Genomic DNA, 24699 nt, shown 5'->3' on the forward strand with positions numbered 1-24699 from the left:
GTTGTGTATAAAAGACGGCAGCTTTGGGTAAGCATGTTATTGAGATCATCAAGGCGCTACTTCAAGTTACGATTCGTATGAGTCGAGTTTTCCCCACTCAATGGCCAGTTGGATCAGCACTTTGACTGCGGTTTCCATTTCATCAAGACTGGCCCATTCCAGGGGAGAATGGGGGTTGTGCTGGCCAGTGGAAAGGTTCGGACAAGGCAGCCCCTTGGCCGTCAATAATGAGCCATCTGTCCCGCCACGAATGATAGTTAACTTCGGTTCGAGACCTGCCGCTTTCATCGCATCGATGGCCTTGAGAATTGCCCGCGGTTCTTTAGCCAGCCCCTCGCGCATGTTGCGATACTGGGGATGAATCGCGATCTCGAGCGTTGCGCGTGGATACTCCACCCGTAGCGAAGTGGCAATCGATTCTAACAAGGCAGCCTGTGCCTCCAGACCCTGTTCTTCAAAGTCTCGCAGAATCAGGCGGGCAGACGCTTCTGCCACGCCACCTTCCACATGATAGGGATGAATGAACCCATCCCGGCCGTCCGTTGTTTCTGGAGAACAGGCCAGCTTCGGCAACCGTGAGAGGAATTCGCCAAGAATCCGAAGGGAGTTGACCATCACTCCTTTTCCGACCGAAGGATGCGTATTGACTCCCTTCACAGTCACCACGGCCTGATCAGCAGAGAACGTCTCGTTATCAACCATTCCCTGTCCACCGCCATCAAGGGTGTAGCCGCAAATGGCGTCCAGTTGCTTCAGATCCAGATGATCTGTCCCATGGCCGATTTCTTCATCACAGGTAAAGCAAAGACGGATCGGGCCGTGAGGCACATCTGATCGCAGCAATTCACGGGCAGCCTGCATGATGACGGCCACGCCCCCTTTGTCATCGCCGCCCAGAAGCGTTGACCCATCGGTCGTGATAATCGTGTGCCCCACCGCAGCGGCTAATTCCGGCTGTTCCGAAGGTCGCTGCACCTGCCGGGGATCAGCGGGAAGCACGATGTCACGTCCATCATATCGCGGATGGATCATCGGCTTCACGTTTTTGCCGCTGTATTCGGGCGACGTATCCACATGAGCGATCCAGGCAATGGCGGGGAGTTTGCCGGACGCTGCTGTTTCAGGAATCGTAGCGGGAATTGTGGCCATCAGTACGCCCTGTGGACTCAGGGAAACATCAGCCAGTCCCAGCTTTTCACATTCCTCTTTAAGAAGCCGGGAGAGATTCAACTGCGACATCGTACTGGGAACCGTCTGGCTGGTTTCATCCGCCGTCGTTTCGATTTGCACGTAACGCAAAAACCGTTCGAGAAGCTCATCACGCAGAGAAGTCGAAACGGTGCTCATATGTCGCCTCAGGTTTTGTTTGGGAGGGCTTCAAATCTTGGAAGCCTTCGATTTGATGCCCGATCAGATTTGCAGTTAAGTCAGATTCGCAGCTAAGAAAGAAAATTGCCAGAGCACGCCAGCTTGCATCTGCCAGAGACCAACGTGAACATCAGTGGATATTGGCAATCTCCACGATGAAACCGAAGTGTGAAACACATAGCGGGAAGTTTGGCTTTCCTTCCAGATTCTGAAGTGGTGCTCCCTGTGAATTTCTGAACGAAAAATCCAGAGGCAGCGCCAGTGAATCAGGTGGAGCGCCAGTAAATGCAGCTCACAAAGAGAGAAACCATCTTCTTGATCACCGGCATGGGATCTGCATACATGTCGGGAATCGGCGAAGTTTGCCGATTCGATTCCCGAAGAGTTCTGAGCGAATTCCACAGGTTCGGGTCACCAGAAAAACTTCGTCTTGAGTCAAACCCTTGTGGTAGTTAAGTTTCGCACACACCCTCTGAAATCGTTCGTCAGGATGACCGGGGTTTCAGAGGGATATGGTTGTAAAAACGCTCGTAAAACTTACCAGCTCGTCTGGCAAGATTTACAAGCCAAACAAGGCAAGGAGGCCTTGCATGGACCGAGTGTCGCCAATCGGGCACAGTCAGTCGTCGTTGATTGAATCTTCAGTGGATCACGTTGCAAACGTGACTGTTGCATCGCATGAAGCGACGAACAGTCAACCCGCTGGACTCCAACTCTTCTCAAAGCTCTCTCGCTTGACCGGCATCGTCATGCTGTCGGCAACGCTCCTGATCGTGGCGGTCATCGCTGTGGTCTGTCCGACCAGTTGGCCTGTCAGCCTGAGAACAGAAACTCAGACATTAAAAGCTGCAGGAACTCCGACAAATTCCCTCGTGCTCGATTTTACTGCCACCTGGTGCGGCCCCTGCCAACAGATGAGTCCCATCGTCTCAAAGTTACAGCGCCAGGGATTTGCCATCCGCAAGGTTGACGTCGATCAGGAACCGGCCCTGGCTCGCCAGTTTCGCGTCGATTCGATGCCCACTTTTATTCTCGTGGTGGACGGGAAAGAAGTGAATCGGATTGTGGGCATGACCTCGGAAGATCAGCTGCGACGCATGGCAGAACAGGCCGTTCAGGGGTCTCCGCTCGCCCGTGGTCAACAGGATCGTTTGGGCGTCCCCGGCACTCGCCCTCTGCCACGCACAAATGCCAACCCCTTTGATGCCGACGGCCTGCCAACCATTGAACTGGGTGCACCTTCAAGAGTTGAAGCTCAAGTCATTTCCAATACTTCGGCCCAGAATTTTTCAAGAACACAAGATCCCTCAACGACACAAGCCCCTGCCGCTTCGGCTCGAGGCGGCCTGCTGGGGACACTCAGCAACAGCATGGGACTCACCCGCTCGGCGGAATCGACGGATCCTCGTCAGGACACACGGACAGCTGACGCTCGCGGAGCCGATCTCTATCGTGGCAACACCCCTGAAGAAGAAGATGCCGCTTCACAGACAAGTGATGACCCTTTACACGCCAGCGTTCGCATTCGCATTCTGGATGGTCAAGGCGGCATGTCGAACTACGGCTCGGGAACAATTATCGACAGTCGACCTGGCCGGGCCATCATCGTGACCTGCGGCCACATCTTCCGTGATCTCAAAGCCAAGCCTGTGATTGAAGTGGACGTCTTTCATCCCAAGGTGGCTGCAAGAACCTATCTGGGCGATGTGGTTGATTTTGACCTCAAGGGAGATGTGGGCCTGATCACCATCCCCACAACGGATCAACTCCCGATGGTGCCTCTGGCCATTGTGGATCGCAAACTCAGTCCGAATGAAGCCGTCTTCAGCATTGGTTGCGGCGGTGGCGCAAACCCCTCTCGTGAAGACCATAAAGTCACCGCGATTAACCGCTACAATGGGCCAGAAAATGTCGAATGCACAGGAACTCCCATCCCGGGGCGCTCTGGCGGTGGTTTGTTTCTTGCCAACAGCCAGCTTGCGGGAGTCTGCATCGCTGCCGATACCAAAGAGCGACGAGGCATCTATGCCGGTCTCAGCCTGATCTGCAATATGCTGGAAAAACATCAGATGGGGGCCTTGGTTCGCCGGGAAGGCAAAACATTGGCCAACACCGCGGTGGCACAAAACAGTGCTGCTAATTCCCGCCGCAACGGAGCACAGAACGCCTCTGAGCTGCTTCAGCAAGCTCTGGAAGCCGAAGCCGTCCGTGGCCAGAGTGGTCAGGCCCTCGCCAGCCAGGAAACCATGCCAAACGGTGATTACATGAGCCAATCACCTGATGCTGAAGTCATCTGTATTGTTCGCCCTCGAGGCAGTGCCGGAGAAACCAGCCGGATTGTGGTGCTCAATCGCGCCAGCCAGACCTTCATGAGTTATCTGCTGGGCGAGGTCGACTCTCAATCGCAGCGTCAGCCAGTTTCCATGCGAGTCGAAGAGTCTCAGCCTTCTCGGAATCCTGCCACACGGATGATGAGTTCCCCAGCACCCGCACGATCACAGGCATCCCGACCAGCACCAGGTTCTCACGCAGAAGAAGCGATGGGGCCACGTCCCTGGGGACAGGAACGCACATCAGCCTTTAAGCGAAACGCCCTTCCCGGTCGCGAAGAACTGGTGCCACTCTCCTCCAATCGCTAATCGCACTCTTCCAATCGCTCTCAGTGCCTGTTCGGGAATACTCCCTCTCCCGCGTGCGGGAGAGGGCCGGGGTGAGGGCTGATTTATCCCCCATTTTTCTCATCGCAACAGGCCACCCCTTATCGGGATCACGTGCTCCCCGCTTATCCCGCTTGCGGCTACGATCTCCTTCTGGAAGATGAATTTGAGAGTCTTCTCAGGCAGGCTCTCAGATCACACCTGAAAGTGGATGGATCGAGAACACCATCCACTTCAGCGATTCCCGCAAGACTTTTGTGAATCTGGGGGAATATGTCAGTCTGGGATCTTATGATCTGGCAACTTTTGCAGATTTTACCACAAAAAATGACATTGACGCTCTTGCAGGCATGCTCGCTGGGAGGTATTTCCTTCATCTCTGAACGAATCACCTTCTCGTGGAGCTTCAATTCTGATTTGGCAGGTTAAGCAGTGAGTGATGAGCAGGCCAGCGAGCCTGCGGACGAGTTCAACAACCTGTCAGGACAGAGCGGTCGTAACACAAGGTGTGAGCATCGGGAGCCAAGATGGAAACCGGTGTGCGTGCTATTCACTCCAGGCAAGGATGCCCTCATGAGTCGATTGCGTGTTTACTGGCCAGAAGCCTCGGCCGACATGGAAGCAGCGATTGTGCAGTTCCCCGGCTTAACCAGCCGGCTCTCGGATTCACCTCGCCCGCAACTGCCGCTTCGCATCCATCGTCATCCTGCCGCCGTCCTGAGCGAGCCACACTTTGGTGGAGCTTCTGATCGCAGCACATCTCAGATGATGAATGTGATCGACCGCGCTCGCACGCTTTACGCCAACCGCTGCTGCCCAAACTGTGCCTATCCAATTGTTGAGCCGATGGAACTCGATGACGCGATGGTCAACCGCAACGGCCAACCGATCCCCGGCACCGCCACCCTCATCGGATTCCGTTGCGACGCCTGCGACAGCGAATGGGCCGCTGGCCACAACGACTGAAAACGTGATCTTGCAAATCGCGTCATCGCCCCCTTTGGACACACCCGCAGTCTCAGGGGGCAGGCTGACCGATCCCGCGACGCAATGCCAGATATCTACAGGTTGGCATTTCGCCTTTAACCGTCCTCTGGCTTCTCCGCTTTTTGTTTGCCCGCATCGCCAGTCAGCGACGTACAGAGCGGCATCAAATTGCTTCCTCAGGCTTTTTCGCTTTTCTGCTTCTCCGCTTTCCCTCCCTCGCTCTCAAAAAAACACCGCCCCCGACCATAGTTTCCCATGGACGAGGGCGGCTGAATCTCCAGCATCGATCAGAACCGTTCTACGGAATTTCAGTTTACGAAGTCACCTTCGCTGGCGTTCTTCCGCTGGCTTGTCTGAAAACTCAGACGTTATTGTGTTGGCTTTCACTCGCTGTTGATATCACATTAAGTGAAAGTCGCTACCAGTTTCACGTTCAGCAGTAAGCTGTTCGTCAGTCTCGAATTCGAGAGGGAGCACCCACAAACGGCACTCCCGCCGGTGTTAAAATCAATTTAACGCCGACTCTTCAGGCCCTGACCGAGCCAAGGGAAAGACTTCTGTCCGGAATCACAAGTCAGGAAACCTGACTCGCAAGGCGCGCCCTGACGAAGTCTCTCTACCCTATCACCCTTTGTTGCGCCCCATCACAGAATCCTGCCAGACTTGCCGCCTTGGACGGCCTCTATAGATACAACTTTCCGTCTCGAAGGTAGGGTGTCATGAAGCGAAGCGAAATGCACCAATAGCCGTAGGGTGGCGTTAAGGCTTTGCGCAACCCACCAACTCAGCTGGGTAGCACAGGTTGCCCGTCTTCGGGCTACCTGTGTGCTGAAAGCACAGGAGGCTGATTGTCGATCAACAATGAGACGTACAGTCACTCCCATGCTTGCGGCGAGGTGGCCCGGACGTCGCTTTGGATGTCTGGGTTCTCCAGATCAGGAAGCTTTTTCGTCACAGCGTAATACGCCGCTGGGTGGCACAGGTTGGTCGTCTGCGACCTACCTGTGTGCTATAGGCAGAGGACGTTCATTGCCAGAAAGCCACTCTTGCGAATCATCTGGGATCTCAAGTTTAACTCAGCGACGCGGGGCGATACACACCCTCTTGTGGCTTCGCCACTCCGATAGAAATCAGAATTTCAAACGGGGCTACCCTACTGTCATTTGCTGGTACCGAATTTTCCCGCCAGCAAAAAGCAGGCGATGGCTGCGATGCCCATCGCGACGCGCCAAAAAATCGAGTGCGACTGCGTTGGCGCAGCGTGGGTCGCGACCAACACGAGTCCGGCCTGCGGGTCAACCGGGATGAGCGTGTGCGAGAAGGTGACGCCGCGATAACCGGCAACTAATTCGACGGGAGCCGCCGGGATCTCTTTCAAAGCATCCACAACCTGCGGCCAGGGAAGTTCCCATCCCAGAGTCCCTTCGCTGCTGGTGTCCTCCTCCAGGGTGTTGACGACCACCACGGGCGGATGCCCCTGCACCAATAGGGCCTGGACGCTGGCCCCCACCGAGGTTGGCGGCTGCGCATCATGCATCCCAGCGAGTCGGCTGGAAGCCTCTTCCTGCCATTGGGTCAGCCACGCAACCTGGGCATCGTGATCCCGTTCCAGAAGATTGGAAAGCTCCGTTGCGGAAGGGAGGGGCAACGTGGCCGGCGGGGATGCCGACCAAGGCCAGAATCCAACGATTAGCGCCGCAATCCCCGCGAGAGACAGCCACCACCTCACGCAGGTGCTCCCGCTGGAAGCGCTGTGGAATCGATCCCGGCCTCTTCTTCCGAGACGGCACTCCGCACCGCGTGCACAGGAACAGGTGGACGCGCGGCGGGCCGAACCACGGGCAGGGGCCGCTTGGCCACAGGGCCAGCGAGGGCAGCTCGCTTTTTCGCGGCTCGCTTCTTGACGATGGGAATGATGTAGAGCACCAAACCTGTAATGGACAACAGGATCAACGCCATCGCCGCCAGGTCTGACCAGAGATACCCGAATGTCTTGCTAAAGAACTTTCCCGTATGCAGATCTTTGCAGACCTTGGCCCAGTTAGTCCCACCATCCGCCTTGAGGTAGGTTTCCTGGTGCATAGGCAAGGCGGCATTCTTCGCGACCGACCAGACGATCTCCTCCGGTTCGTGAGACATCCCCATGGATGCGACCGGGGAAGCCTTCACTTTGACCACCATTCCCTCGCCTGGCTCACGTTTGAGTTCGATGCGCTCCAAAGGAACCTCGCCCCAGGTCGACCGGGCGGAGGACAAGGCCGCAGTGATCGCCGAATCGTATTCTCGCCAAGTCGCTTCGGTAGCCACAAGTTGGTGCTGACGGGACGCATCGGAACCCGGAGCGACGACGGCATCCTCTGAGCTGAGTTTTTTCCTGGGCTGCTTCTCCTTCGTCGGTTTAAGCCCCAAGGCTCGCTCATGATTCAACCCGATGCCTGAGCCAGCAATGATAATTGTTGGCACCAGCACAGCCAGCCCTGCCCACAGGTGCAGATTGCGGATCTTGGGATACATCGCCATGACGTGGAACTCGCTGGAAGTACGAATCAGAATTTACTGACAAAGAGCACTCGTGGAGAAGCGAACCGGCAACGGGAAGTTAATCGTCATCGCCACCGCCAGGAGTCTTCCCACGGGCGAGTTCCCAGTGAACCTTGCTGCCGAACGATTCGCAGTGTCCATCCACGAAAACTACGTTGATATGCGTCTGGTGGTAGGGGATCCCGGTGTAGAGGCCTCGCAGTGGATGCGATTTGGTCTCAATCTTCCATGGCTCAAACAGGTCACGAGCCAACTGAATCTGCGACATACCGACCTGATCCTCGGGCTTGAGATTCTTACCTTCCGCCACCTTCTTGCCATCTACGGCGGAAAGGTGCTGGTTGAGAGTCCGGATGTATCCGGCCTTTGCACCCTTGTTCTTTGTCACCCACTCCAGCCTATTTTTGTCCCATTCGAGAACGGAGCGGGCCGGCAACGGTCGTTCACTTAAGGCCCGTCCCTCTAACTTGTAACTCGTTCCGAATTGCACCCAGAATGGAGTGGAGTCTTCCCGGGCACCCGCATCCCCAGGCGAACGGAAAATCGCCTCGTTGTTCTCGCAGTAAGGTAGAAGGGCATACATCGCTGACATCGACTTGTCCGACAAATCGCCTTCGCCGGTGTGGAAGGGCATGATCCCCGAGTGGACTTCGGCATAGTTGTGCAGTGCCAGCGCAAACTGACGCAGATTGTTCTTCGACTGCGTCGAGCGAGCGGCATCGCGAGCCTGCTGCACAGCAGGCAAAAGCAGCGAGACAAGAATCGCGATGATCGCGATCACGACGAGCAGCTCAATCAGTGTGAACGCTCGACGTAACACTGGGTTAACAGGAATGGTGAGTGCATCGCCGGAGGAAGATTTTTTTAAACCGGGGAAAGTCATATCACATGCCCACAAGGATTAAATGGTTGACGTGCTCGGTGGCGTGGCTGGCTAGCTGGTGAACTTGAGTCGCAGTCTCAACTTGCCAACATTTTGGTTGCCAGCGCTTTGAATCACAACTCAAAACAGCTGAACCTGAAGGTAAACTTAAGAAAAAACAAGCTGAGAGTGTGATCAAATATTCACGCATCTCGTTTCTACCCATGTCATTTCCTATACGGCAAAAACGGCTTCCCACTGATTTTAATTAGTGGAAACATGTAGTCTTCACCAGAATGATGAAGTCGATCACTCCTCTGGAAACCTATTTCCACATCAGAAACTGATCTCCCGCGAGTCTCCGTGCCGCAGACTCCCTGTCGAAAGCGGAGTTTCAACTAGAAACACCCATAAGAAACCTCCCGGTAGCCTTCCTCCACCACGCCGTAAAAGGCCTCTCTATTCATCACCACCTCACAAACTCAGAAAAGCACTTGCAAATCAATTGCATGTGCGTGTAAGGTACTGAAGTCGTTCCGTGACATAACGAAATGCCGGATACTTCAAGATCAGGTTTGGAAGAGTCGTGATGAAGAAACGCCAAGGCCCCGTTCACGGCTTCACGCTGATTGAGCTTCTCGTCGTCATTGCGATTATCGCCGTGCTGATTGCACTGCTGCTGCCTGCGGTTTAGCAGCTGGGTAGCACAGGTAGATCGCCTGCGACCTACCTGTGTGCCGTCGGCAGAGGACGTTTATAGCCAGAAAGCCACTCTTGCGAATCATCAGGGACCTCAAGTGAAACTCAGCGGGGCGGGGCGATACACACCCTCCTGTGGCTTCACCACCCCGGGAATAATCAGAATTTTAACCCGAGGCACCCTGCAACTTCGATGATGTGCAGACGCTGATTGTCGTGACCAGAACGGCCCCGGTTGATACCTCGATGGTCAGACGGCTTTTACTCGACAGATCGCCGCCTGCCATGCTTCCGCTGCCGTCCACACCGATGCTCCGAGCAAGACAGCATCTTTCAAAAGAAACTGCCCCGGAACGGACAAGGCCGGAAACCCCAGTGATGGCTCCCATCCTGGTGTGGTGATGATGAAGGTCAGTGTGCCGACAAACATGCTAGCCGCGACCAGACTTCCCAAAGCAGACAATTTCGGCCAGAAGTACCGAGTGGCGATAAGCAGGCCGACGAGGATCTCAGCCACGCCTAGTATTGCCGAGAACTGACTGACGCTGAAGATAAGATAGAGCCAACTCATGAGCGGGCTGTTCTCGACAAACGGTCGAATCCCTTCGGCTTCGTAGTTCGTAAACTTCATCCCGCCAATCCAAAGGAAAACGATCACCAATCCGTAGCGGCTCAGATGAATACCCGCTGATTGCAGCCAGGGCACGAGGCGTTCCTCCCAAGTAGCAGCCACCAATGTCGGGTGATTTGTCATTGAATGTGACTCCGTTGATCTCGTGGGAATAGGCATCAGACTTTCCTTGAGTAATAGCAGAGGCTGAAGTTGCGATTTCAATGAGCGTTCAATGCCGGATAACACTGGGTGTAGATCCAGTCTTGCTTCTTCGCGGGAACGTGGCATGATCGGCACTCCGTGCTGTAATCAACGGCCACCTGCTTGGTTCGATCTTCTCCTTCAAATAAGCCCCATCCCCATCCGTCGCCCCAGAGTTCGTTTTCCGGAAACCGCCCCTTGGAATCCTTGATCATCACGAACCAGACTTTGATGTCCGCACCGTAAGCCGCCTCTCCTGTCGTCAGCTTCGAGTTGCTGGTCGATCGAACTTCTTTGACTAAGACCGCGCCATCAGGGAACTTGCCATCTTTCAGAAATGCGGCCAGATCCTCGGCGCGGGTGTATGTGCCATGCAATTCGTTGACGGGCTGTTCCGGTTTTGGAGCGACAGCCACTGTCCCTATGTGAATGAATGTCGACTCGAAGTCGTCAGGCAACGAGATCCCCCCCGACGCATCGACGTATTTCGAGAACACTTTGGGCTTGGACTGCTGAGCAGAGATTTCCCGGATGGCCCAAGTCCCTGAGACAGCAATGAGTGCGCTAGCAACCAGGCAGACTTGAACAAGCCAATATTTTGTAAGACACGATTCACGATAGCTGGATTCACTCACAGGAATACTCCTGAAATAGGTGATATTTAATAAATTAAGACTTGAGGCATAAACATGCGATCTAGAAATATTACTTATTTACAGTCGCAATGCCCTGAGGACGCGATCGGAAAGAGATTCCGTCCGGCCCCAGATGTCGCGAATGACTGATCGAAGGAATTCCACTCTGTTCGATCATCAAGCTGCGCAGGATATTTCCTTCCTCATTCTTGTTCTCGTCAGTCTGGTTGATACGCTGACACATGACATACAGGATCGTTTCTTCCGGGTTCAAGTGGCACTGAAACGCCGTACTTCCCGGCTGCTCAAAGTCGCGGTTGTTCCTGAATGACTCACCGGACATTGGAAGCTCAAGCACTGCCATCTCCACCGGCTTCTCCGCGTGTTCTCCAGAGATATCGTACGTTGTCACCGTCGCGGCTTTTTGCCCGAGGTCTGGCCGAGGCAGATTATTGATGGTATACAGGCGAGTTCCTTCCCTGTTGGGCAGCACCCAGCAGATATCTTGACCGCTATTGGGCACAGAACCCTTGAAGTGCATTTCACCCTCCGGGGTGAAACGGTAGACACCGACTTCGTTCCTGGTAACGAAGCCCACATAGAGCAACGGTTGCCTGGGGTGTGTCCAGATTCCGAGAGGCATTGAGGGGACGCCATCCATCCCTTTATATTTGTAACTGACGTTGGTTTCCGGGAGTTGCAGGCGAACCTTCTCCATCAGGAGACTCCTGTCACCAACCTTAAACACATGCAACTGCCCTTGTACGCTCGGCTTGAGTCCTGCGAGGAACGAACGCTTTTTATCGCCATCGAAGTCGACATCGACCTGAAAGTCGCAACCGAACGCGATGGCGGGTTCAGTCTGCGAGATATGGATCTGAGTCGGCTTCTGTGACCCTTCAACTTCAATCTTCGATACCTTCCGTAGCGATCCGTCTTGCTCGATCACGAACGATACATAGCTGGCTTTCGCCTTACCACGAAGTTCTTCGATCTGGTGATAGTCTTCATTACGGTTGGAGACCAGCAACACATTGCCACTAACAGACAAGCTGTTTGGAGCAACCCCGTGTGACGAAAATGGCGATCCTTTGACATGTTTCAATGAACCGTCATCGTGAACCGTAAACGCGGCAATCGTGTTGCTGTGCGTGTTCACTGTAAAAAGATACTTACCATTCTGGCTGACAACCAGCGGTGTATCGTTGTCATGAGGCCCCAGCTTCCCATGCGTATCGTTGTTTATGCCAGTTCCAGCCGTGTAGTACGGATTTCCTGGCAGCGGTGATAGCGTTCCGTTGCCGTGCCGAACGTAGCCCAGCACCGCATTTTGCCCTTCGCGAATGTCGTTCGCCTGAATGTAAAGATAGCGACCATCTTCGGCGTGCAAAGAAGCAACAAGGTTCACTGATATCGATAAAGCACAGAAGGCGAGTCGAAACAGGGACTGAGACGGTGTCGGTATTGCCATGTAAAGTGACTCCTGATTTGGTCGCGATAGATACGTGTTTGCGAGCAGGATGATTCTGATGATCCGCCGATCAACGCTGACTGACCAGAACATCATCGAGAAGGAGCAACTTATGGCATTCTGCCTTGTGATCTCGTTACTTCTTCGCTTTCTGCAGCGTGTCCTTGAGCACTGGAAAGACCTCGGAGAAGACGAAATTCGTGGCATTTTTTTCGTGACAGCTATTGCAGGAAGCGACTCCGTTCTTGGCTGCTTCAGCCTTTAGCGGGTACTTGTGTCCGAAAGAAAAATAGGCCCAGTTGCCCGGCTCGTTTGGAAACCGCTTACTATCTTTCACAGAGATTTCGAGACCACTGAACTCGCCCTGGAAGTAGCCTTTTCCGCTAGACTGCTCCTTTGAACCGACAGCCAAAAGCTCTTTAACGAGCACGGTTCCGTCACGGTACTCGCCTGTTTTCTCGACATGAGCAAAGCCTTCCGGATCCATATACGTGTTATGGAATTCCGGAAAAGGAGCTTCACCGTCATTCATATCATTTGGCGTAACAGGTGAACCAATAAATACCCACTTCCGATATCCCACCGGCTGCTTCGCTTTTCCATCGACCGTGAATTCAACCCAGGACTTCGCTTCTCTCTTCTCTTGCGACAACGCCGCAGGAGTTGCCGCAAGCCATACACCCATCACAGAGATACCAGCCGCACAGGAGAATCCCATCAGAATTGAAATGTTCATTGAATTCCTCGCTCTTGGAAATGAGAATGCCGGTGAGCGTCAGCGGACTTGGCCCAACCGGACGTTCCAGCTGGTCGGCATAAATTTAATGGCGATTCTGAAACGTTTCTGTCATGCAGATGACAACGCTTTCGGTTTTCATCGAATATCCTGCATCCCGGCGTGTAGCCGAGGCGGATATTCTCCCGGTTTTGAAATCGGAACCGGTTGCGTATGCCTGCGCAGCACCACTTCCAGAAGAGACTTGGTACTCTGGACGACATCATGCAGATATATTCAGAACTCTCCACACCATTCGTGACTGCCTGCGGAAAACTCAACTCGGCGATCACACGTGATATAAAGTCCAAGGCGATCATCTCTATTCGTCGAACGGCCGGAACAACATTTATTATCAAGCGGGGTTACGTCCGACTGGTCTATGTCGATTCCAGCGGAAAATCGCTGACACGACAGATCCTTGGAAAAGGGGCGATGTTTGGTGATTTACCCTTCACGCCAGGCTTCTTCCTGCCGAATGAACAGGCCATCGGCAGCGGGATGTCGTGCATCATCCAGGTCACGCGACAGGATTTAGAGAACGAAGCAGCCGCGTCGCCCGCATTTGAAGCCTTGATGCTGCAGACATTCTCGTCGCAATTGCAGGCTCTTGATCGACGCCTGCAGTGGCAGTTGATCTCTCCGTTACGTACTCGTATCGCCACGGCGCTCTACGATCTGCTCTGCTTTTCGGGTGGACGTTGTGGACATGGCCATCTCGTCGACATACGGCTGACGCACGAGGAGTTCTCCGAGTTGGTCGTGGCCACCCGGCCCGCTGTCTCCGAAGTGTTAGCAGATCTCAAACACGAGGGAATCATCGACTACACGCGGTCTCACCTGTGCCTGCTGAGCCTGGATCGCCTACTGAGCTTAAGCGCTGCCGAACATTGATGCTGTAGGGTGGTACTAAAGGTGATTGGCCTATCGCCCATATCGCAGAGTAGCACAGTTTGCTCGTCTTCGCTGAGTGGCACAGGTTGGTCGTCTTCGAGCTACCTGTGTGCTGGAGGCAGAGGAGGTTTATTGCCAGAAAACCACTCAAGTGAATCATCAGGGATCCCAAGTGAAACTCACTGAGACAGGGCGATACAGATCCTCTTGTGGCGTGCCACCCTGCGTTACGAGCCGGAAGCGTCAGCGACGGACATGACTAAGAGGCAGACAAAAAACTAAATTCATAAATGCAGGGCCGAATAAACTCGGCCCACATTCGCGAAGGTGATGTGGCTGTTTATGCGAAAATATTAGGTTTTGGTGCTGGATCGCTTTCGGGCGCGGGAAAGTATAACTACGAGAACAGTAACGATTAAAATGTTTACGCCTAGAAAGTTGTATCGCCCTGTAAAATAATTAACTGGCTTTTGGGGGGGCGTATACTTATCTCCAAACTTACCGATCGCCATCACTTTTCCATCACGCAGCACGCCAACAGTGCGTTTAACCTCGTCCACGACCAACTCGCCATCTTTCAACCCTAACCCCCGCAGTGTGAATTGATCTGGATCTAGGGGCTCGTTAACACTGCTGTCCTCAAGTTCACACTCCCTCCACAAGTTCATCCCCTGAGGCGAGTTATCGGAAAAGATTTCTAGAACAACACTAGGGACATATACATCATTGACGAGTTTCCAAAGCCATTTCATCTGGCGAATATCAGTTTTTTCATCTCCACGACGCATGAAAAAGGAAATAGGTTGTAATCCCTGGTTGGCAGAAAAAATCCAACTGGAATAGAGAGCTGCCCCACGCAAATCATTCTTGGATGGTATGACATTGAAGTCGAATCTATAAAACTTCCCGTGTTGCCCTTCGCCGTAATAGCATTTAACTAGATCCTCCACCTTCTCCTTCCGCTCTTTTCCCATCTTTCCTTCGTGAGCGTCCAAACAAAATGACATAGTCTCCCATAGACGTGACTCTTGGTCGTTTCCAAAAAACACAATGGGGTCCAACAAGTCACCATAATGCTTTCTGGCCGCTGATTCCGAAGTGGTTACAAAGGCAGCACGCTTCTGCATTGCATCAGGATTGTCAAGTAAATAATTAAATTCTGGCCATTTGACCAGAGGGTCGAAATGTATATATTGCTCGCCATCAACAACAGATCTCTCGTCGGCTGGAGCGGTATTCTGAAAATTAAATTGCTCATTCGTCTTTCTGTCTCGCCAATACATTAGTTCCGAAACCTTTGAACGAAATATCTTGCGTGATTTGGCTTCGAATGCAAATTCGATCCGAAATTCACGCTCAAGCGCTACGTCGGAAAAATCTCGTCTAGTACTGCGTTCAGCAAATGCCGAACTTAAGAATGCTTCACGTTGCGGCTCAATTGAACGAACCAGATATGCTCCTCGCCACGTGCGAATATTCTCGTAATTGGATTTCATGTGACCTATTAACATGGACACAATCTTCCATTTATACACAGTGTCGGCCTCAAGCCAATCTAATTCAGGTATTAGAGGTTGATCTTCTAATACGCTCACGGACTTTACCTGTTCCCCCAAGGCCTCTTTCACTTGTTCGGCTGAACTGGCTAGCCGGCAGTCAACGGCTAGACAGAACACAAAAACAAAAAAAAGCCGAACAGCCAGCATGCAAGCCGGCTCAACAGAATCTTTAATCATATTTCTAGTCTTTAATGAAGTTGCTCGATTAGTATTAAGGCGGGGTGGCCCAGACGTCGCTTTGGACGTCTGGGTTCGTCAGAACAGGAAGCTTTTTCGTCACAGCGTAATACGCCCCTGTTTGCTATAGGCTGAGGACGTTTGTTGCCAGAAAATCACTATTGCGAATCATTAGGGATCTCAAGTGAAACTCAGTGAGGTGGGGCAATACACACCCTCCTGTGTCTTCGCCACTCCAGTAGAAATCAGAATTTCAACCAGGGCCACCCTGCGATCAGTCTAATGTGTTCGCCAGCGATTCTCGCTCGTAGTCGCGAATGATAAGCCCGGTGGCAGAGAAGATTGACGCCAGTAACACCCCGATTGCTATGCCGTACCGAATCGGGGCGGTTCCAATTGTTTCTCTAATTTGATGATCACTGTACATCTGCGGTTGAACTCTCAAGTGCTGATACATTCTATAATCGACGATCTCCATCCAAACTGGCGAGAGTCCGAACGCTAAGACTGCCAATGCGAACATTGCAGTGGATTTTCGCAGTCGACGTTTTTTTTCACAGTATCCAGCATCACTCGCCTTTTTTCTTGAGTGGTCGTCAACGATTTAAGGTAACTCTTCCGGTTCTGACGCGAGTCGTTCCCTTCACAGGGTAAACCAGTTTAACTGGACTCAGTCGACCTGGCCTTTACTCACAGGCCAGGCAACGTCCTTCAATTTGAGTCACCGTATGCTTTTCTATTAACCAATAACAGCCCCCAGTGCTTTCTGCTCACCTTCACTCACCCCACCGCAACGATCCCCGCTTTTTCAAAGGCGGGGCGGAGGAGTTTCCAACTGGTGGTGATGGCTTCTTTGCTGTTGAAGCCGGGTTTGGAGAAGACCTGGCTGGAGACTTGCGCACAAGCCGGGCCACGGTATCCCGCGAGTTTCAACGCAGGCAGCAATTGCAGATAGTCCGTCATCCCCTGCCCAGGCAAGGTGAATTGCCAGCCTTTTTCTGTTTGAATGTTGTCCTTCAAATGGACAAAGGCCGACCATCTCGCCAGCGTTTTAACAGCAATATCAATGCTGATTCGCTGGCGTTCCAGGTGACTGTAATCAAACGCTAAACGCAGATAGGGGCTGTCAACCTGCTGCATGACGAACGCAATATCGTCAGGATGTTGCAACGCCTGCCCAATATGCGGCTTGATGGCAATGACAGCATCTTCCGCCCGAGCCAATCGTTCCCAGCGGCCCATTTGATCCAGCGCATAAGCCCGGATTCCTGGCCAATCGCTGGTTTTCCCCCCGAGCACCGTCTCGACTAAAGGACGCGTTTCTGGGGAGATATCTCGAGAAAACTGGATCGCCTGACGCAGACGACTGGCTTCGTCCTGAGCAGTCAGCCGCTGGTCGAGTGTCGGCAGATCTTCCATGACGGCTTGAAGATCGAGAGCTTCTGCCGCCAATTGTGATCGCAGCAAACTGCGGTCAGCGGCCGAAAAACGCACAGGATCAAAGAAACCACGAGGCATGAGCGGAATTTCCACGCCGCCAAAACCCGCTTCGGCAATTCGTGACAAAGTCTGCGCCATCGGAGCATCAGTGATGCCATATAAGCTGAAGCCGGTTTGCAGCCGCGGCGGGGGATACGCTTCCCTTCGCTCCTGAGCCATGAGCGTCTGTTGATTCGTCAGGAAGCCATGAATCATGACAGCAGTCGCGGCGTCTGCACTAGCTCTGACGGTCGACTGCATCCACTCGCGGCGGTTGAGCATGTTCTTGGTTCAAATTCAGGCAAGGTTGTGAAAGGGCGCGGAGATCTGGACATTATGAAAACAAAGTTGGCAGATGCCATCACGATTCTGCCAGATCCTTGACTACAAAGAGCAAGAATCCTGCCAAGTTGGCAGCCTCTACGATGGCAGACAAAAAAGAGTATTCCACAACATTATACAGATAAACAACTTATAAAACATGACCCCGGCAGGCACAGGATATGCTGATTGGGGATGACACGTCGAGGTTTAGCCAGGTTCGTCATGGCAGAAGAGACGTGACGCAGGCAAAATCGCACAAAGAGGTCGGTTCAGTCAGGTGTTGAGGGTTTCCAGTGATACTGGGGAGCCTCGCCAGATTGGACGACCCAGACCGACATTAGACGCACTTGCTGATTGAGGAGTGACTGTGGCCAAGCTGATCAGTTTCGATGAAGAAGCGAGAAAGAGTCTCCTGGAGGGTGTCTCCAAGCTGGCCCGCGCGGTCAAGAGCACTCTTGGCCCACGTGGACGCAATGCCGTTCTCGACAAGGGTTGGGGTTCACCGAAGGTAACAAAGGACGGTGTGACCGTTGCACAAGACATTGATCTCGACGACAAGTTCGAGAACATGGGCGTGCAACTGGTGAAAGAAGCCGCCTCCAAGACCGGCGACACCGCTGGTGATGGAACGACCACCGCAACTGTTCTCGCGGAAGCGATTTTCCGTAATGGCCTGCGTTATCTGGCCTCTGGGGCAGATCCCGTGGCCATGAGTCGCGGTATTCAGAAGGCCGTTGATGCTGTGGGTGCCGAGCTGAAACGAGTTGCCAAGCCCGTTAAAGCTGACGACCGCAAAGGGATTGAAACGGTTGCCGCCATCGCTGGTAACAACGATAAAGAAGTTGGCAAGATTCTCGCCGACGCTCTGCTCAAGGTCGGCAAGGATGGCGTGATCACGGTGGAAGAAGGCCGTGGCGTTGAAACCGAAGTCGATCTGGTCGAAGGGATGCAGTTCGAGCGAGGCTATCTCTCGCCGCACTTCGTCACCAACGCTGACGATCAGGTTGTCGAACTCGACAACTGCCGCATCCTGATTTTCGAAGAAAAAATCAGCCAGGCAAAGTCTCTGGTTCCTCTGCTCGAGAAGATCTCGAAAGGGAACCTCCCTCTGCTGATCATCGCTGAAGATATCGAAGGTGAAGCACTGGCCACTCTGGTGGTTAACAAGCTCCGCGGTATTCTTCGCGTTTGTGCCGTCAAGGCTCCCGGTTACGGCGACCGCCGCAAGGCCATGCTTGAAGACATCGCCATCCTCACCGGTGGCAAGGCCATCTTCAAAGACCTGGGCCTTAAGCTCGAAAACGTGGAACTGAGCGACCTGGGCGTTGCCAAGAAGATCCGCGTTAACAGCGAAAACACCACCGTTGTTCAGGGTGCCGGCAGCAAGACTGCGATTGAAGGTCGTGCCGAACTCATTCGCAAAGAAATCGAACGAACCGACAGCGATTACGATCGTGAGAAGCTCCAGGAGCGTCTCGCCAAGATCGCCGGCGGCGTGGCTCAGATTCGGGTTGGTGCTCACACCGAAACCGAGATGAAAGAGCGTAAGGATCTCATCGACGACGCACTGGCTGCCACTCGCGCTGCCATTGAAGAAGGCGTCGTTCCTGGCGGTGGCGTGGCGCTTGTTCGCTGCAATGCCGTGCTGGAAAAGCTTGACGTTAAGGGTGATGAAAAGCTCGGTGTGGATCTGATCCGCAGCGTGCTCGAAATGCCTCTCCGCACCATCGCTGAAAATGCTGGCCTTGATGGCGCTGTGGTGGCGAATCATGTCCGCAAGTCCAAGGATAAGTCGCACGGCTACGATGCTCTCAACGAGCGTTACGGCGACATGTTCGAGTTCGGCGTTGTTGACCCCGCCAAGGTCGTTCGCAGTGCTCTGCAGAACGGTGCCAGCGTGGCCTCCCTCCTGCTGACAACAGACTCCATCATTGTGGAAGAGCCAAAGGCTCCTGAAGCGGGTGGCGGTCATGATCATGACCACGATATGGGTGGCATGGGCGGAATGGGCGGCGGCATGGGTGGGATGGGAATGGGCGGCATGGGTGGAATGGGCGGCTTCTAGTCGTTCGGCGCTCTCCTGTTGTTTCCCGTTTGATATCAATCGTTTTCAACCCGGTGGCTGGTGGCCTGGCAATTTCAACCCTGAATGCAGCTTCCAGACCGGTCGTTCTTAAATATCACAGTCTTGAATATCACACTGAATTAGTCTGCAAGTGAGGAGTTTTTCGATGGCCCTGAAGCCTTTGGATGATCGTGTTGTTGTGCAGCCTCTGACCGCAGAAGAAAAGACCGCCGGCGGTATCGTGCTTCCCGATGCTGCGAAGGAAAAGCCACAGCGTGGCAAAGTTGTCGCTGTCGGCCCAGGCCGCTTGCTCGACAATGGCGAACGTCACCCGATCTCTCTGGTCGTGGGTGATGAAGTCCTGTTCGCCAAGTACGGCGGGACTGAAATCGAAGTCGACGGTGAAGAAGTCAAGATTCTTCGCGAATCCGATATCCTCGCCAAGATTTCTGGCTAATCAGAAATTCTGACGATCCCTGGTGCCACGACTGACTTACTCAGTTGTGGCTTACCAGGGTTTATCGCGATTGGTTTTCAGACTGTTTGTCGTTTTGCTCTCTTGATCGTTCGCCGCCCGTCTGCATTGTGGCTTAAGCAAACACCGTGGCTCAACCACACGACGGCTTATCAATACAGCGGCATATCAATAAGGAATTTCTTCTGTGGCCAAGCAACTGCTGTTTGAAGATCTCGCCCGTGTGAAATTGCAGCGTGGCGTGGAAACGCTGGCTCAGGCTGTCGCCGTCACCATGGGGCCTACTGGCCGCAATGTGATCATCGACAAGAGCTTCGGCAATCCAGTCGTCACCAAGGACGGCGTGACGGTCAGTAAGGAAGTCGAACTCGACGATCCGTTTGAGAACATGGGCGCCAAGCTGGTGAACGAAGTCGCCTCCAAGACCAGCGATATCGCTGGCGATGGAACGACGACTGCCACTGTGCTGGCTCGTGCGATTTACTCGCAAGGCCTGCGCAGCCTGACACTGGGCGCTAACCCCACTGTTGTTCGCAAAGGGATCGACAAAGCTGTTTCCGCAGCAGTGAAGTTCCTCGAAGAAATCGCCAAGCCAGTCGCTTCAAAAGAAGAGATTGCCCAGGTCGGTTCGATTTCGGCTAACAACGACAAGGCCATCGGTGACCTCATCGCTGACGCCATGGAAAAGGTTGGCCGCGATGGTGTGATCACTGTCGAAGAAGGCAAAGGGAATAACATTACCCTTGACCTTGCCGAAGGGATGCAGTTCGACAAGGGCTACATCTCTCCCTACTTCGTCACCAGTGCCGAAGAAATGAAGGTCATCCTCGAGAACGCCTATGTGCTGTTCTACGAAAAGAAGATCTCCAGCCTGCGTGAATTTGTGCCTCTGCTTGAAAAGGTGGCACAGACCAGCCGTCCTTTGCTGGTCGTCGCCGAAGATGTCGATGGCGAAGCTCTCACAGCCTTGGTTGTGAACAAGCTTCGTGGCATTCTCCAGATTGCTGCCGTCAAGGCTCCTGGCTTTGGTGATCGCCGTAAGGCAATGCTTGCCGACATGGCCACCCTCACCGGCGGCACGCTGATTTCCGAAGACCTCGGTATCAAGCTTGAAGCTGTTGAACTCGGCCATCTGGGTCAGGTCAAGCGGGTTGAAGTCGACAAGGACAAGACCACGCTGATCGACGGAGGCGGCAACTCGGACGATATCAAGACACGCATCGATCAGATTCGTAAGCAGATCGAGCAGACCGATAGCGAATACGACCGCGAGAAGTTCCAGGAACGGCTCGCCAAGCTCACCGGCGGTGTGGCCATCATCTCTGTCGGTGCGACCACCGAAGCCGAGATGAAGCAGACCAAGGCTCGCCTTGAAGATGCCCTGCATGCCACACGTGCTGCTGTGGAAGAAGGCATTCTCCCCGGCGGTGGCGTTGCTCTCCTGCGAGCCATCGAAGCGGCTGGTGAAGTGAAGGCCAAGGGCGACGAAAAGATCGGTGTCGAGATTGTCGTCAAGGCTCTCGAAGCTCCGATCCGCCAGATTGTTGCTAACTGTGGCCTCGATGGCGCAGTGGTCGCAGACGAAGTTCGCAGCCTGGCCAAGAATCACGGTTTCAACGCTCAGACCGGCGAGTATGTCGACATGTACAAGGCCGGGATCGTTGATCCTGCCAAGGTCGTGAAGAGCGCTCTCCGGTTCGCTTCCTCCATCGCTGGCCTCATGCTCACCACTCAGGTTCTTGTGACCAAGGGCAATGAGCCAGGCGAGAAGAAGAAGGCCATTGAAGGCGCCGTGAAGTAAATGATTGTTCGATATCGGGTCTTTGCGTGCTCGACCTTCCAGGCCGATCACGTGTAATGCCTGTCAGTACATGGCAAGCCCGGTCTCGCTGGAGTCCGGGCTTGCAGTCCGATTAGATGTGACTTTACTCGCTTCAAGAGTAACCAAAAGAGGGATCAGGGATGAGGCCACTAGAATCTACAATTCTTCAGGCTCTTCATGGCTATGGGCTGCTCGAATGGCAGGAGCGTCTCAAAGAACATAATGGTAACCGAAGAATACGAATTGAAGAACTTCACAAGGACGGTTCGCTGAAAGTTTGGTTTGTGAACGATAGCCCTGAACCTATTACCTCTTCAGGCGTGCGTGTGATCAAAGAGGCAAGAAATCTTCCATCAAATGTTTTCTTTGCTTTCAAGGGGGAATCTAAACTCCCAGTGGCTCAAAAATTCAATAATGATAGCGAATGTGGCGAGAGCAGCATTAATCTCTTTTGCCAGCTTGGACTTTCAAAAGAAGTTTCCATCCTTTTCCTTGAAGCAGTCAGTGAAGCCAATGATAGAGCTGACGAAAGGATTCGTACGAAAATTACTGAGTTGAAAGAGAAAGAAGACGCCACGGAGCTATAGAGCAATTTTCCTTGATGCCGACTTCAGCTGATAAGAAATGATGACTTCGAAACGCGACTACTACGAAATTCTGGGTGTCGAAAAATCGGCCTCTTCCGATGAGCTGAAAAAGGCTTATCGAAAGCTGGCCGCCAAGCACCACCCTGACCGCAACCCGGGGAACGAAGAGGCGATTTACGCCTTTAAAGAGTGCTCTGAAGCGTTCGAGGTGCTTTACGATGGCGACAAGCGCGCCCGCTATGACCGCTATGGTCATGCCGGAGTTCAGGGAGCCGGAGGCGGTGCGGGCTTCCAGGATGTCGATGACATCTTTGGGGCGTTCGGCGATCTCTTCGGAGATATGTTCGGCGGTGGCGGAAGGCGGCGTTCCGGCGCAAGCCGTGGTCGACGTGGCTCCGATCTCAGGACTCGACTGGTCATTGATCTGGTGGACGCCGCTGTCGGTTGTGCCCGTGAGTTAGAAATCGAGAAGCACGAAAACTGTAAGTCATGCCATGGAAGTGGCGCGGCTCCCGGTAGTTCACCAGAGAAATGTGAATACTGCGCTGGCCGTGGTCAGGTGATGCAGGCTCAGGGATTCTTCCGGATTCAGACCACCTGCCCGGTCTGCCGTGGTGAAGGCAGCGTTGTTCGGCAGAAGTGTGAAAGCTGCCGGGGAAGTCGCTATACACCGACAAAAGTGCGACTGGAAGTCAAAGTCCCCGCCGGCGTCGATAACGATATGCAACTGTGCATTCGTGGTGAAGGCGAACCCGGTGAAGGAGGCGGGCCACCCGGCGATTTATACGTCGATATTGTCGTCCGAAAACATAAGCTCTTTGAGCGCATGGGCCGCGACCTGGGGTTCCGTCTGCCTGTGACTTATGCTCAGGCTTGCCTGGGAACAGAACTGGAAATTCCCATTCTGACTGGTAAACACAACCTTGTCGTGCCAGCGGGAACACAACCCGGTGATGTCATTAAAGTTCGTGGCCATGGGATGCCTGACCCTCATTCTGGCCAGCGTGGAGACTTGCTGGTCGAGGTTCAGGTGGAAGTCCCCAAAAAAATCTCCAAGAAGCAGGAAGAACTCCTGCGACAATTAGCTGAAATGGATAGCAAGCAAGTCTCGCCTCACCGCAAGACGTTCTTTGAAACCATTAAAGATCTCTTCGCAGGCGGCGACGGCCATTCGTCGTGAAGTCGTTAAGCCGGCTTCGCCATGCGTCATGTTTGGCAGGTCTGTTTAAAATATCGACATCCGTAAGTTTGAATTTCTCCCCGTTTTCACTGGGATCTTAATATCTTCAGACTCACGAATTTTCTTGAATCATCATTCATTATTAAGGTGCGGCAACTGTGAATACCGAAGCCCCAGATAACACCGATAGCAGCTCCGAGAGTTCAGAAACTGTGAACATCGTTCAAACTCTGACCGAAGAACGTGACCAGTTCAAAGACAAGTGGGCACGCTCGCTCGCCGACCTGGAAAACTACCGCCGCCGGGTGCAGAAAGAAGCCGAAGAAGAACGCAAATACGGAGCCGCCAGCCTCTTGCGTGCCGTATTGCCGGGTTTTGATAACCTGCAACGGGCGATTCAGGCGGGAAAAGCTCCTACTGCCAAGCTCGAAGACCTGGTCAAAGGGGTCGAGATGGTGCAGCAGCAATTTGAAACAATCTTCAGTGGAATGGGCGCTGTCACAATCGCCACCGTGGGCGAAGCCTTTGATCCCAATAAGCATGAAGCCATCACGCAAATACCGACAGCCGATTACCCGCCAATGACCGTGGTTCAGGAAGTCGAACGCGGCTTCACACTCCACGACCGCGTGATTCGTCCCGCAAAGGTCATCGTTTCCTCGGCCCCAGCCAGCTAATCCCAATCAATGGGCCATCGCTATCTCTACCCGCGGTCATACCTTGCTACGTCGTTCGGAAATCTGGAAATTCATTATGCCGACTTACGAATACGCTTGTGACGCCTGTGATCATCGCTGGGAAGAATTCCAATCGATTAAATCGGAACCGACAAAAAAATGTCCTGAATGCGGCAAGAAGAAGGCCAAGCGACTCATCAGTGCGGGTGGCGGCCTGCTTTTCAAGGGTTCGGGTTTTTATCTGACCGACTATCGCAGCGATGGCTATAAAAAAGCAGCATCGGCAGACAAGCCCGCTTCTACGGGTGGTGGTGAAGGTGGTGCGTCCAGCGGCGGGACAAAATCCGAAGCACCGAAGTCCAGCAGCCCCAAATCCGATGGCGGCGGCAAGTCCTAAAGACAGCCTGGAAACACTCCTATCCTTCTCCCTGAGGGAGAAGGTGGCCGCAAGGCCGGATGAGGGGCATGTCGCGTTTGATGAGAGGCTGTCGATGGCCGATAGCAACTGGATGATTTATCAGACCCTCACCCCGGCGCTCTCCCGCTTGTGGGAGAAGGTATTTTCGATGCAGGAAAACTCAGAATAAATGCCCGGCTTAAGCGACATTTTGAGCGTACTGACTTTATGAAAGTGCTCTGTCGCGGTCGTTT

Annotated in this window: 22 protein-coding genes; 12 read left to right on the forward strand and 10 right to left on the reverse strand. The window is 53.5% G+C overall.

The window, feature by feature from the left end; translation table 11 throughout:
• Window positions 1–66: 66 nt before the first annotated feature.
• On the reverse strand, window positions 67–1347 hold the full coding sequence (pepT, locus tag SH287x_RS01630; protein WP_479516697.1) for a peptidase T: 1281 nt from the start codon (window positions 1345–1347) through the stop codon (window positions 67–69).
• Between the two features lie 611 nt (window positions 1348–1958).
• Here pepT and SH287x_RS01635 point away from each other — a divergent pair.
• Complete coding sequence (locus SH287x_RS01635; RefSeq protein ID WP_479516698.1) at window positions 1959–4007, forward strand: thioredoxin domain-containing protein; 2049 nt, start codon at window positions 1959–1961, stop codon at window positions 4005–4007.
• Between the two features lie 591 nt (window positions 4008–4598).
• Complete coding sequence (locus SH287x_RS01640) at window positions 4599–4991, forward strand: hypothetical protein (protein WP_479516699.1); 393 nt, start codon at window positions 4599–4601, stop codon at window positions 4989–4991.
• Between the two features lie 1180 nt (window positions 4992–6171).
• Here SH287x_RS01640 and SH287x_RS01645 read toward each other — a convergent pair.
• The 3 genes from SH287x_RS01645 to SH287x_RS01655 all read right to left on the reverse strand — a co-directional run bounded on the left by SH287x_RS01645 (window position 6172) and on the right by SH287x_RS01655 (window position 8436).
• A complete protein-coding gene (locus SH287x_RS01645) occupies window positions 6172–6741 on the reverse strand; it encodes a hypothetical protein (RefSeq protein WP_479516700.1) in 570 nt (189 codons plus the stop codon).
• On the reverse strand, window positions 6738–7532 hold the full coding sequence (locus SH287x_RS01650) for a PepSY domain-containing protein (protein WP_479516701.1): 795 nt from the start codon (window positions 7530–7532) through the stop codon (window positions 6738–6740). Before SH287x_RS01650 ends, SH287x_RS01645 begins: the two co-directional genes overlap by 4 nt.
• Window positions 7533–7611: 79 nt before the next feature.
• Window positions 7612–8436 (reverse strand): type II secretion system protein, encoded by an 825-nt coding sequence (locus SH287x_RS01655; protein ID WP_479516702.1) that lies wholly within the window; start codon window positions 8434–8436, stop codon window positions 7612–7614.
• Window positions 8437–9004: 568 nt separating this feature from the next.
• On the opposite strand from SH287x_RS01655, the gene SH287x_RS01660 reads away from it, so the two are divergent.
• Window positions 9005–9109, forward strand: a complete 105-nt coding sequence (locus SH287x_RS01660; RefSeq protein ID WP_479516703.1) for a prepilin-type N-terminal cleavage/methylation domain-containing protein — start codon at window positions 9005–9007, stop codon at window positions 9107–9109.
• A gap of 255 nt (window positions 9110–9364) precedes the next feature.
• On the opposite strand, the gene SH287x_RS01665 is transcribed toward SH287x_RS01660, so the two are convergent.
• The 4 genes from SH287x_RS01665 to SH287x_RS01680 all read right to left on the reverse strand — a co-directional run bounded on the left by SH287x_RS01665 (window position 9365) and on the right by SH287x_RS01680 (window position 12770).
• The gene (locus tag SH287x_RS01665) at window positions 9365–9868 is read right to left on the reverse strand and encodes a YkgB family protein (RefSeq protein WP_479516704.1); all 504 of its coding nucleotides are present in this window, start codon (window positions 9866–9868) and stop codon (window positions 9365–9367) included.
• A 77-nt stretch (window positions 9869–9945) separates the two neighbouring features.
• The gene (locus SH287x_RS01670) at window positions 9946–10563 is read right to left on the reverse strand and encodes a cytochrome P460 family protein (RefSeq protein WP_479516705.1); all 618 of its coding nucleotides are present in this window, start codon (window positions 10561–10563) and stop codon (window positions 9946–9948) included.
• Window positions 10564–10633: 70 nt separating this feature from the next.
• Window positions 10634–12034: a beta-propeller fold lactonase family protein gene (locus tag SH287x_RS01675; protein WP_479516706.1), complete on the reverse strand. Its 1401-nt coding sequence runs from the start codon at window positions 12032–12034 to the stop codon at window positions 10634–10636.
• Window positions 12035–12170: 136 nt separating this feature from the next.
• On the reverse strand, window positions 12171–12770 hold the full coding sequence (locus SH287x_RS01680; RefSeq protein ID WP_479516707.1) for a cytochrome P460 family protein: 600 nt from the start codon (window positions 12768–12770) through the stop codon (window positions 12171–12173).
• Window positions 12771–13034: 264 nt separating this feature from the next.
• Between SH287x_RS01680 and SH287x_RS01685 the strand changes: the two genes are divergently transcribed.
• On the forward strand, window positions 13035–13703 hold the full coding sequence (locus tag SH287x_RS01685; RefSeq protein WP_479516708.1) for a Crp/Fnr family transcriptional regulator: 669 nt from the start codon (window positions 13035–13037) through the stop codon (window positions 13701–13703).
• A gap of 353 nt (window positions 13704–14056) precedes the next feature.
• Here the strand turns inward: SH287x_RS01685 and SH287x_RS01690 are convergent, their stop codons facing one another.
• Window positions 14057–15439, reverse strand: coding sequence for a hypothetical protein (locus SH287x_RS01690; RefSeq protein ID WP_479516709.1), 1383 nt, complete (start codon window positions 15437–15439; stop codon window positions 14057–14059).
• 780 nt (window positions 15440–16219) lie between these two features.
• Complete coding sequence (locus SH287x_RS01695; protein WP_479516710.1) at window positions 16220–17200, reverse strand: sugar phosphate isomerase/epimerase family protein; 981 nt, start codon at window positions 17198–17200, stop codon at window positions 16220–16222.
• A gap of 409 nt (window positions 17201–17609) precedes the next feature.
• On the opposite strand from SH287x_RS01695, the gene groL (SH287x_RS01700) reads away from it, so the two are divergent.
• The 8 genes from groL (SH287x_RS01700) to SH287x_RS01735 all read left to right on the forward strand — a co-directional run bounded on the left by groL (SH287x_RS01700) (window position 17610) and on the right by SH287x_RS01735 (window position 24635).
• Complete coding sequence (groL, locus tag SH287x_RS01700) at window positions 17610–19307, forward strand: chaperonin GroEL (protein ID WP_479516711.1); 1698 nt, start codon at window positions 17610–17612, stop codon at window positions 19305–19307.
• A gap of 166 nt (window positions 19308–19473) precedes the next feature.
• A complete protein-coding gene (gene groES / locus SH287x_RS01705; RefSeq protein WP_479516712.1) occupies window positions 19474–19764 on the forward strand; it encodes a co-chaperone GroES in 291 nt (96 codons plus the stop codon).
• A 205-nt stretch (window positions 19765–19969) separates the two neighbouring features.
• Window positions 19970–21583: a chaperonin GroEL gene (gene groL / locus SH287x_RS01710; RefSeq protein ID WP_479516713.1), complete on the forward strand. Its 1614-nt coding sequence runs from the start codon at window positions 19970–19972 to the stop codon at window positions 21581–21583.
• A gap of 161 nt (window positions 21584–21744) precedes the next feature.
• Window positions 21745–22191 carry a hypothetical protein gene (locus SH287x_RS01715; protein ID WP_479516714.1) on the forward strand — a complete coding sequence of 149 codons (447 nt, stop codon included), beginning with the start codon at window positions 21745–21747 and terminating at the stop codon, window positions 22189–22191.
• 40 nt (window positions 22192–22231) lie between these two features.
• Window positions 22232–23371 carry a molecular chaperone DnaJ gene (gene dnaJ / locus SH287x_RS01720; protein ID WP_479518754.1) on the forward strand — a complete coding sequence of 380 codons (1140 nt, stop codon included), beginning with the start codon at window positions 22232–22234 and terminating at the stop codon, window positions 23369–23371.
• Window positions 23372–23529: 158 nt separating this feature from the next.
• Window positions 23530–24048, forward strand: coding sequence for a nucleotide exchange factor GrpE (gene grpE / locus SH287x_RS01725; RefSeq protein WP_479516715.1), 519 nt, complete (start codon window positions 23530–23532; stop codon window positions 24046–24048).
• A gap of 76 nt (window positions 24049–24124) precedes the next feature.
• The gene (locus tag SH287x_RS01730; protein WP_479516716.1) at window positions 24125–24445 is read left to right on the forward strand and encodes an FmdB family zinc ribbon protein; all 321 of its coding nucleotides are present in this window, start codon (window positions 24125–24127) and stop codon (window positions 24443–24445) included.
• Entirely contained in the window at window positions 24426–24635 is a 210-nt protein-coding gene (locus SH287x_RS01735; RefSeq protein WP_479516717.1) for a hypothetical protein, read from the forward strand. Before SH287x_RS01730 ends, SH287x_RS01735 begins: the two co-directional genes overlap by 20 nt.
• The last annotated feature ends 64 nt before the right edge of the window (window positions 24636–24699 follow it).

The sequence above is a fragment of the Planctopirus sp. SH287 genome, from assembly GCF_056500625.1.

Excerpts from the sequence above, each read along its gene's own strand:
- SH287x_RS01695 (WP_479516710.1), bottom strand. The coding sequence starts at position 17,200 with ATGCTCAACCGCCGCGAGTGGATGCAGTCGACCGTCAGAGCTAGTGCA.
- SH287x_RS01640 (WP_479516699.1), top strand. The coding sequence starts at position 4,599 with ATGAGTCGATTGCGTGTTTACTGGCCAGAAGCCTCGGCCGACATGGAA.
- SH287x_RS01655 (WP_479516702.1), bottom strand. The coding sequence starts at position 8,436 with ATGACTTTCCCCGGTTTAAAAAAATCTTCCTCCGGCGATGCACTCACC.
- SH287x_RS01735 (WP_479516717.1), top strand. The coding sequence starts at position 24,426 with ATGGCGGCGGCAAGTCCTAAAGACAGCCTGGAAACACTCCTATCCTTC.
- SH287x_RS01675 (WP_479516706.1), bottom strand. The coding sequence starts at position 12,034 with ATGGCAATACCGACACCGTCTCAGTCCCTGTTTCGACTCGCCTTCTGT.
- SH287x_RS01665 (WP_479516704.1), bottom strand. The coding sequence starts at position 9,868 with ATGACAAATCACCCGACATTGGTGGCTGCTACTTGGGAGGAACGCCTC.
- SH287x_RS01715 (WP_479516714.1), top strand. The coding sequence starts at position 21,745 with ATGAGGCCACTAGAATCTACAATTCTTCAGGCTCTTCATGGCTATGGG.
- SH287x_RS01730 (WP_479516716.1), top strand. The coding sequence starts at position 24,125 with ATGCCGACTTACGAATACGCTTGTGACGCCTGTGATCATCGCTGGGAA.
- SH287x_RS01690 (WP_479516709.1), bottom strand. The coding sequence starts at position 15,439 with ATGATTAAAGATTCTGTTGAGCCGGCTTGCATGCTGGCTGTTCGGCTT.
- dnaJ (WP_479518754.1), top strand. The coding sequence starts at position 22,232 with ATGACTTCGAAACGCGACTACTACGAAATTCTGGGTGTCGAAAAATCG.
- pepT (WP_479516697.1), bottom strand. The coding sequence starts at position 1,347 with ATGAGCACCGTTTCGACTTCTCTGCGTGATGAGCTTCTCGAACGGTTT.
- groES (WP_479516712.1), top strand. The coding sequence starts at position 19,474 with ATGGCCCTGAAGCCTTTGGATGATCGTGTTGTTGTGCAGCCTCTGACC.
- SH287x_RS01680 (WP_479516707.1), bottom strand. The coding sequence starts at position 12,770 with ATGAACATTTCAATTCTGATGGGATTCTCCTGTGCGGCTGGTATCTCT.
- SH287x_RS01650 (WP_479516701.1), bottom strand. The coding sequence starts at position 7,532 with ATGGCGATGTATCCCAAGATCCGCAATCTGCACCTGTGGGCAGGGCTG.
- SH287x_RS01635 (WP_479516698.1), top strand. The coding sequence starts at position 1,959 with ATGGACCGAGTGTCGCCAATCGGGCACAGTCAGTCGTCGTTGATTGAA.
- SH287x_RS01685 (WP_479516708.1), top strand. The coding sequence starts at position 13,035 with ATGCAGATATATTCAGAACTCTCCACACCATTCGTGACTGCCTGCGGA.
- SH287x_RS01660 (WP_479516703.1), top strand. The coding sequence starts at position 9,005 with ATGAAGAAACGCCAAGGCCCCGTTCACGGCTTCACGCTGATTGAGCTT.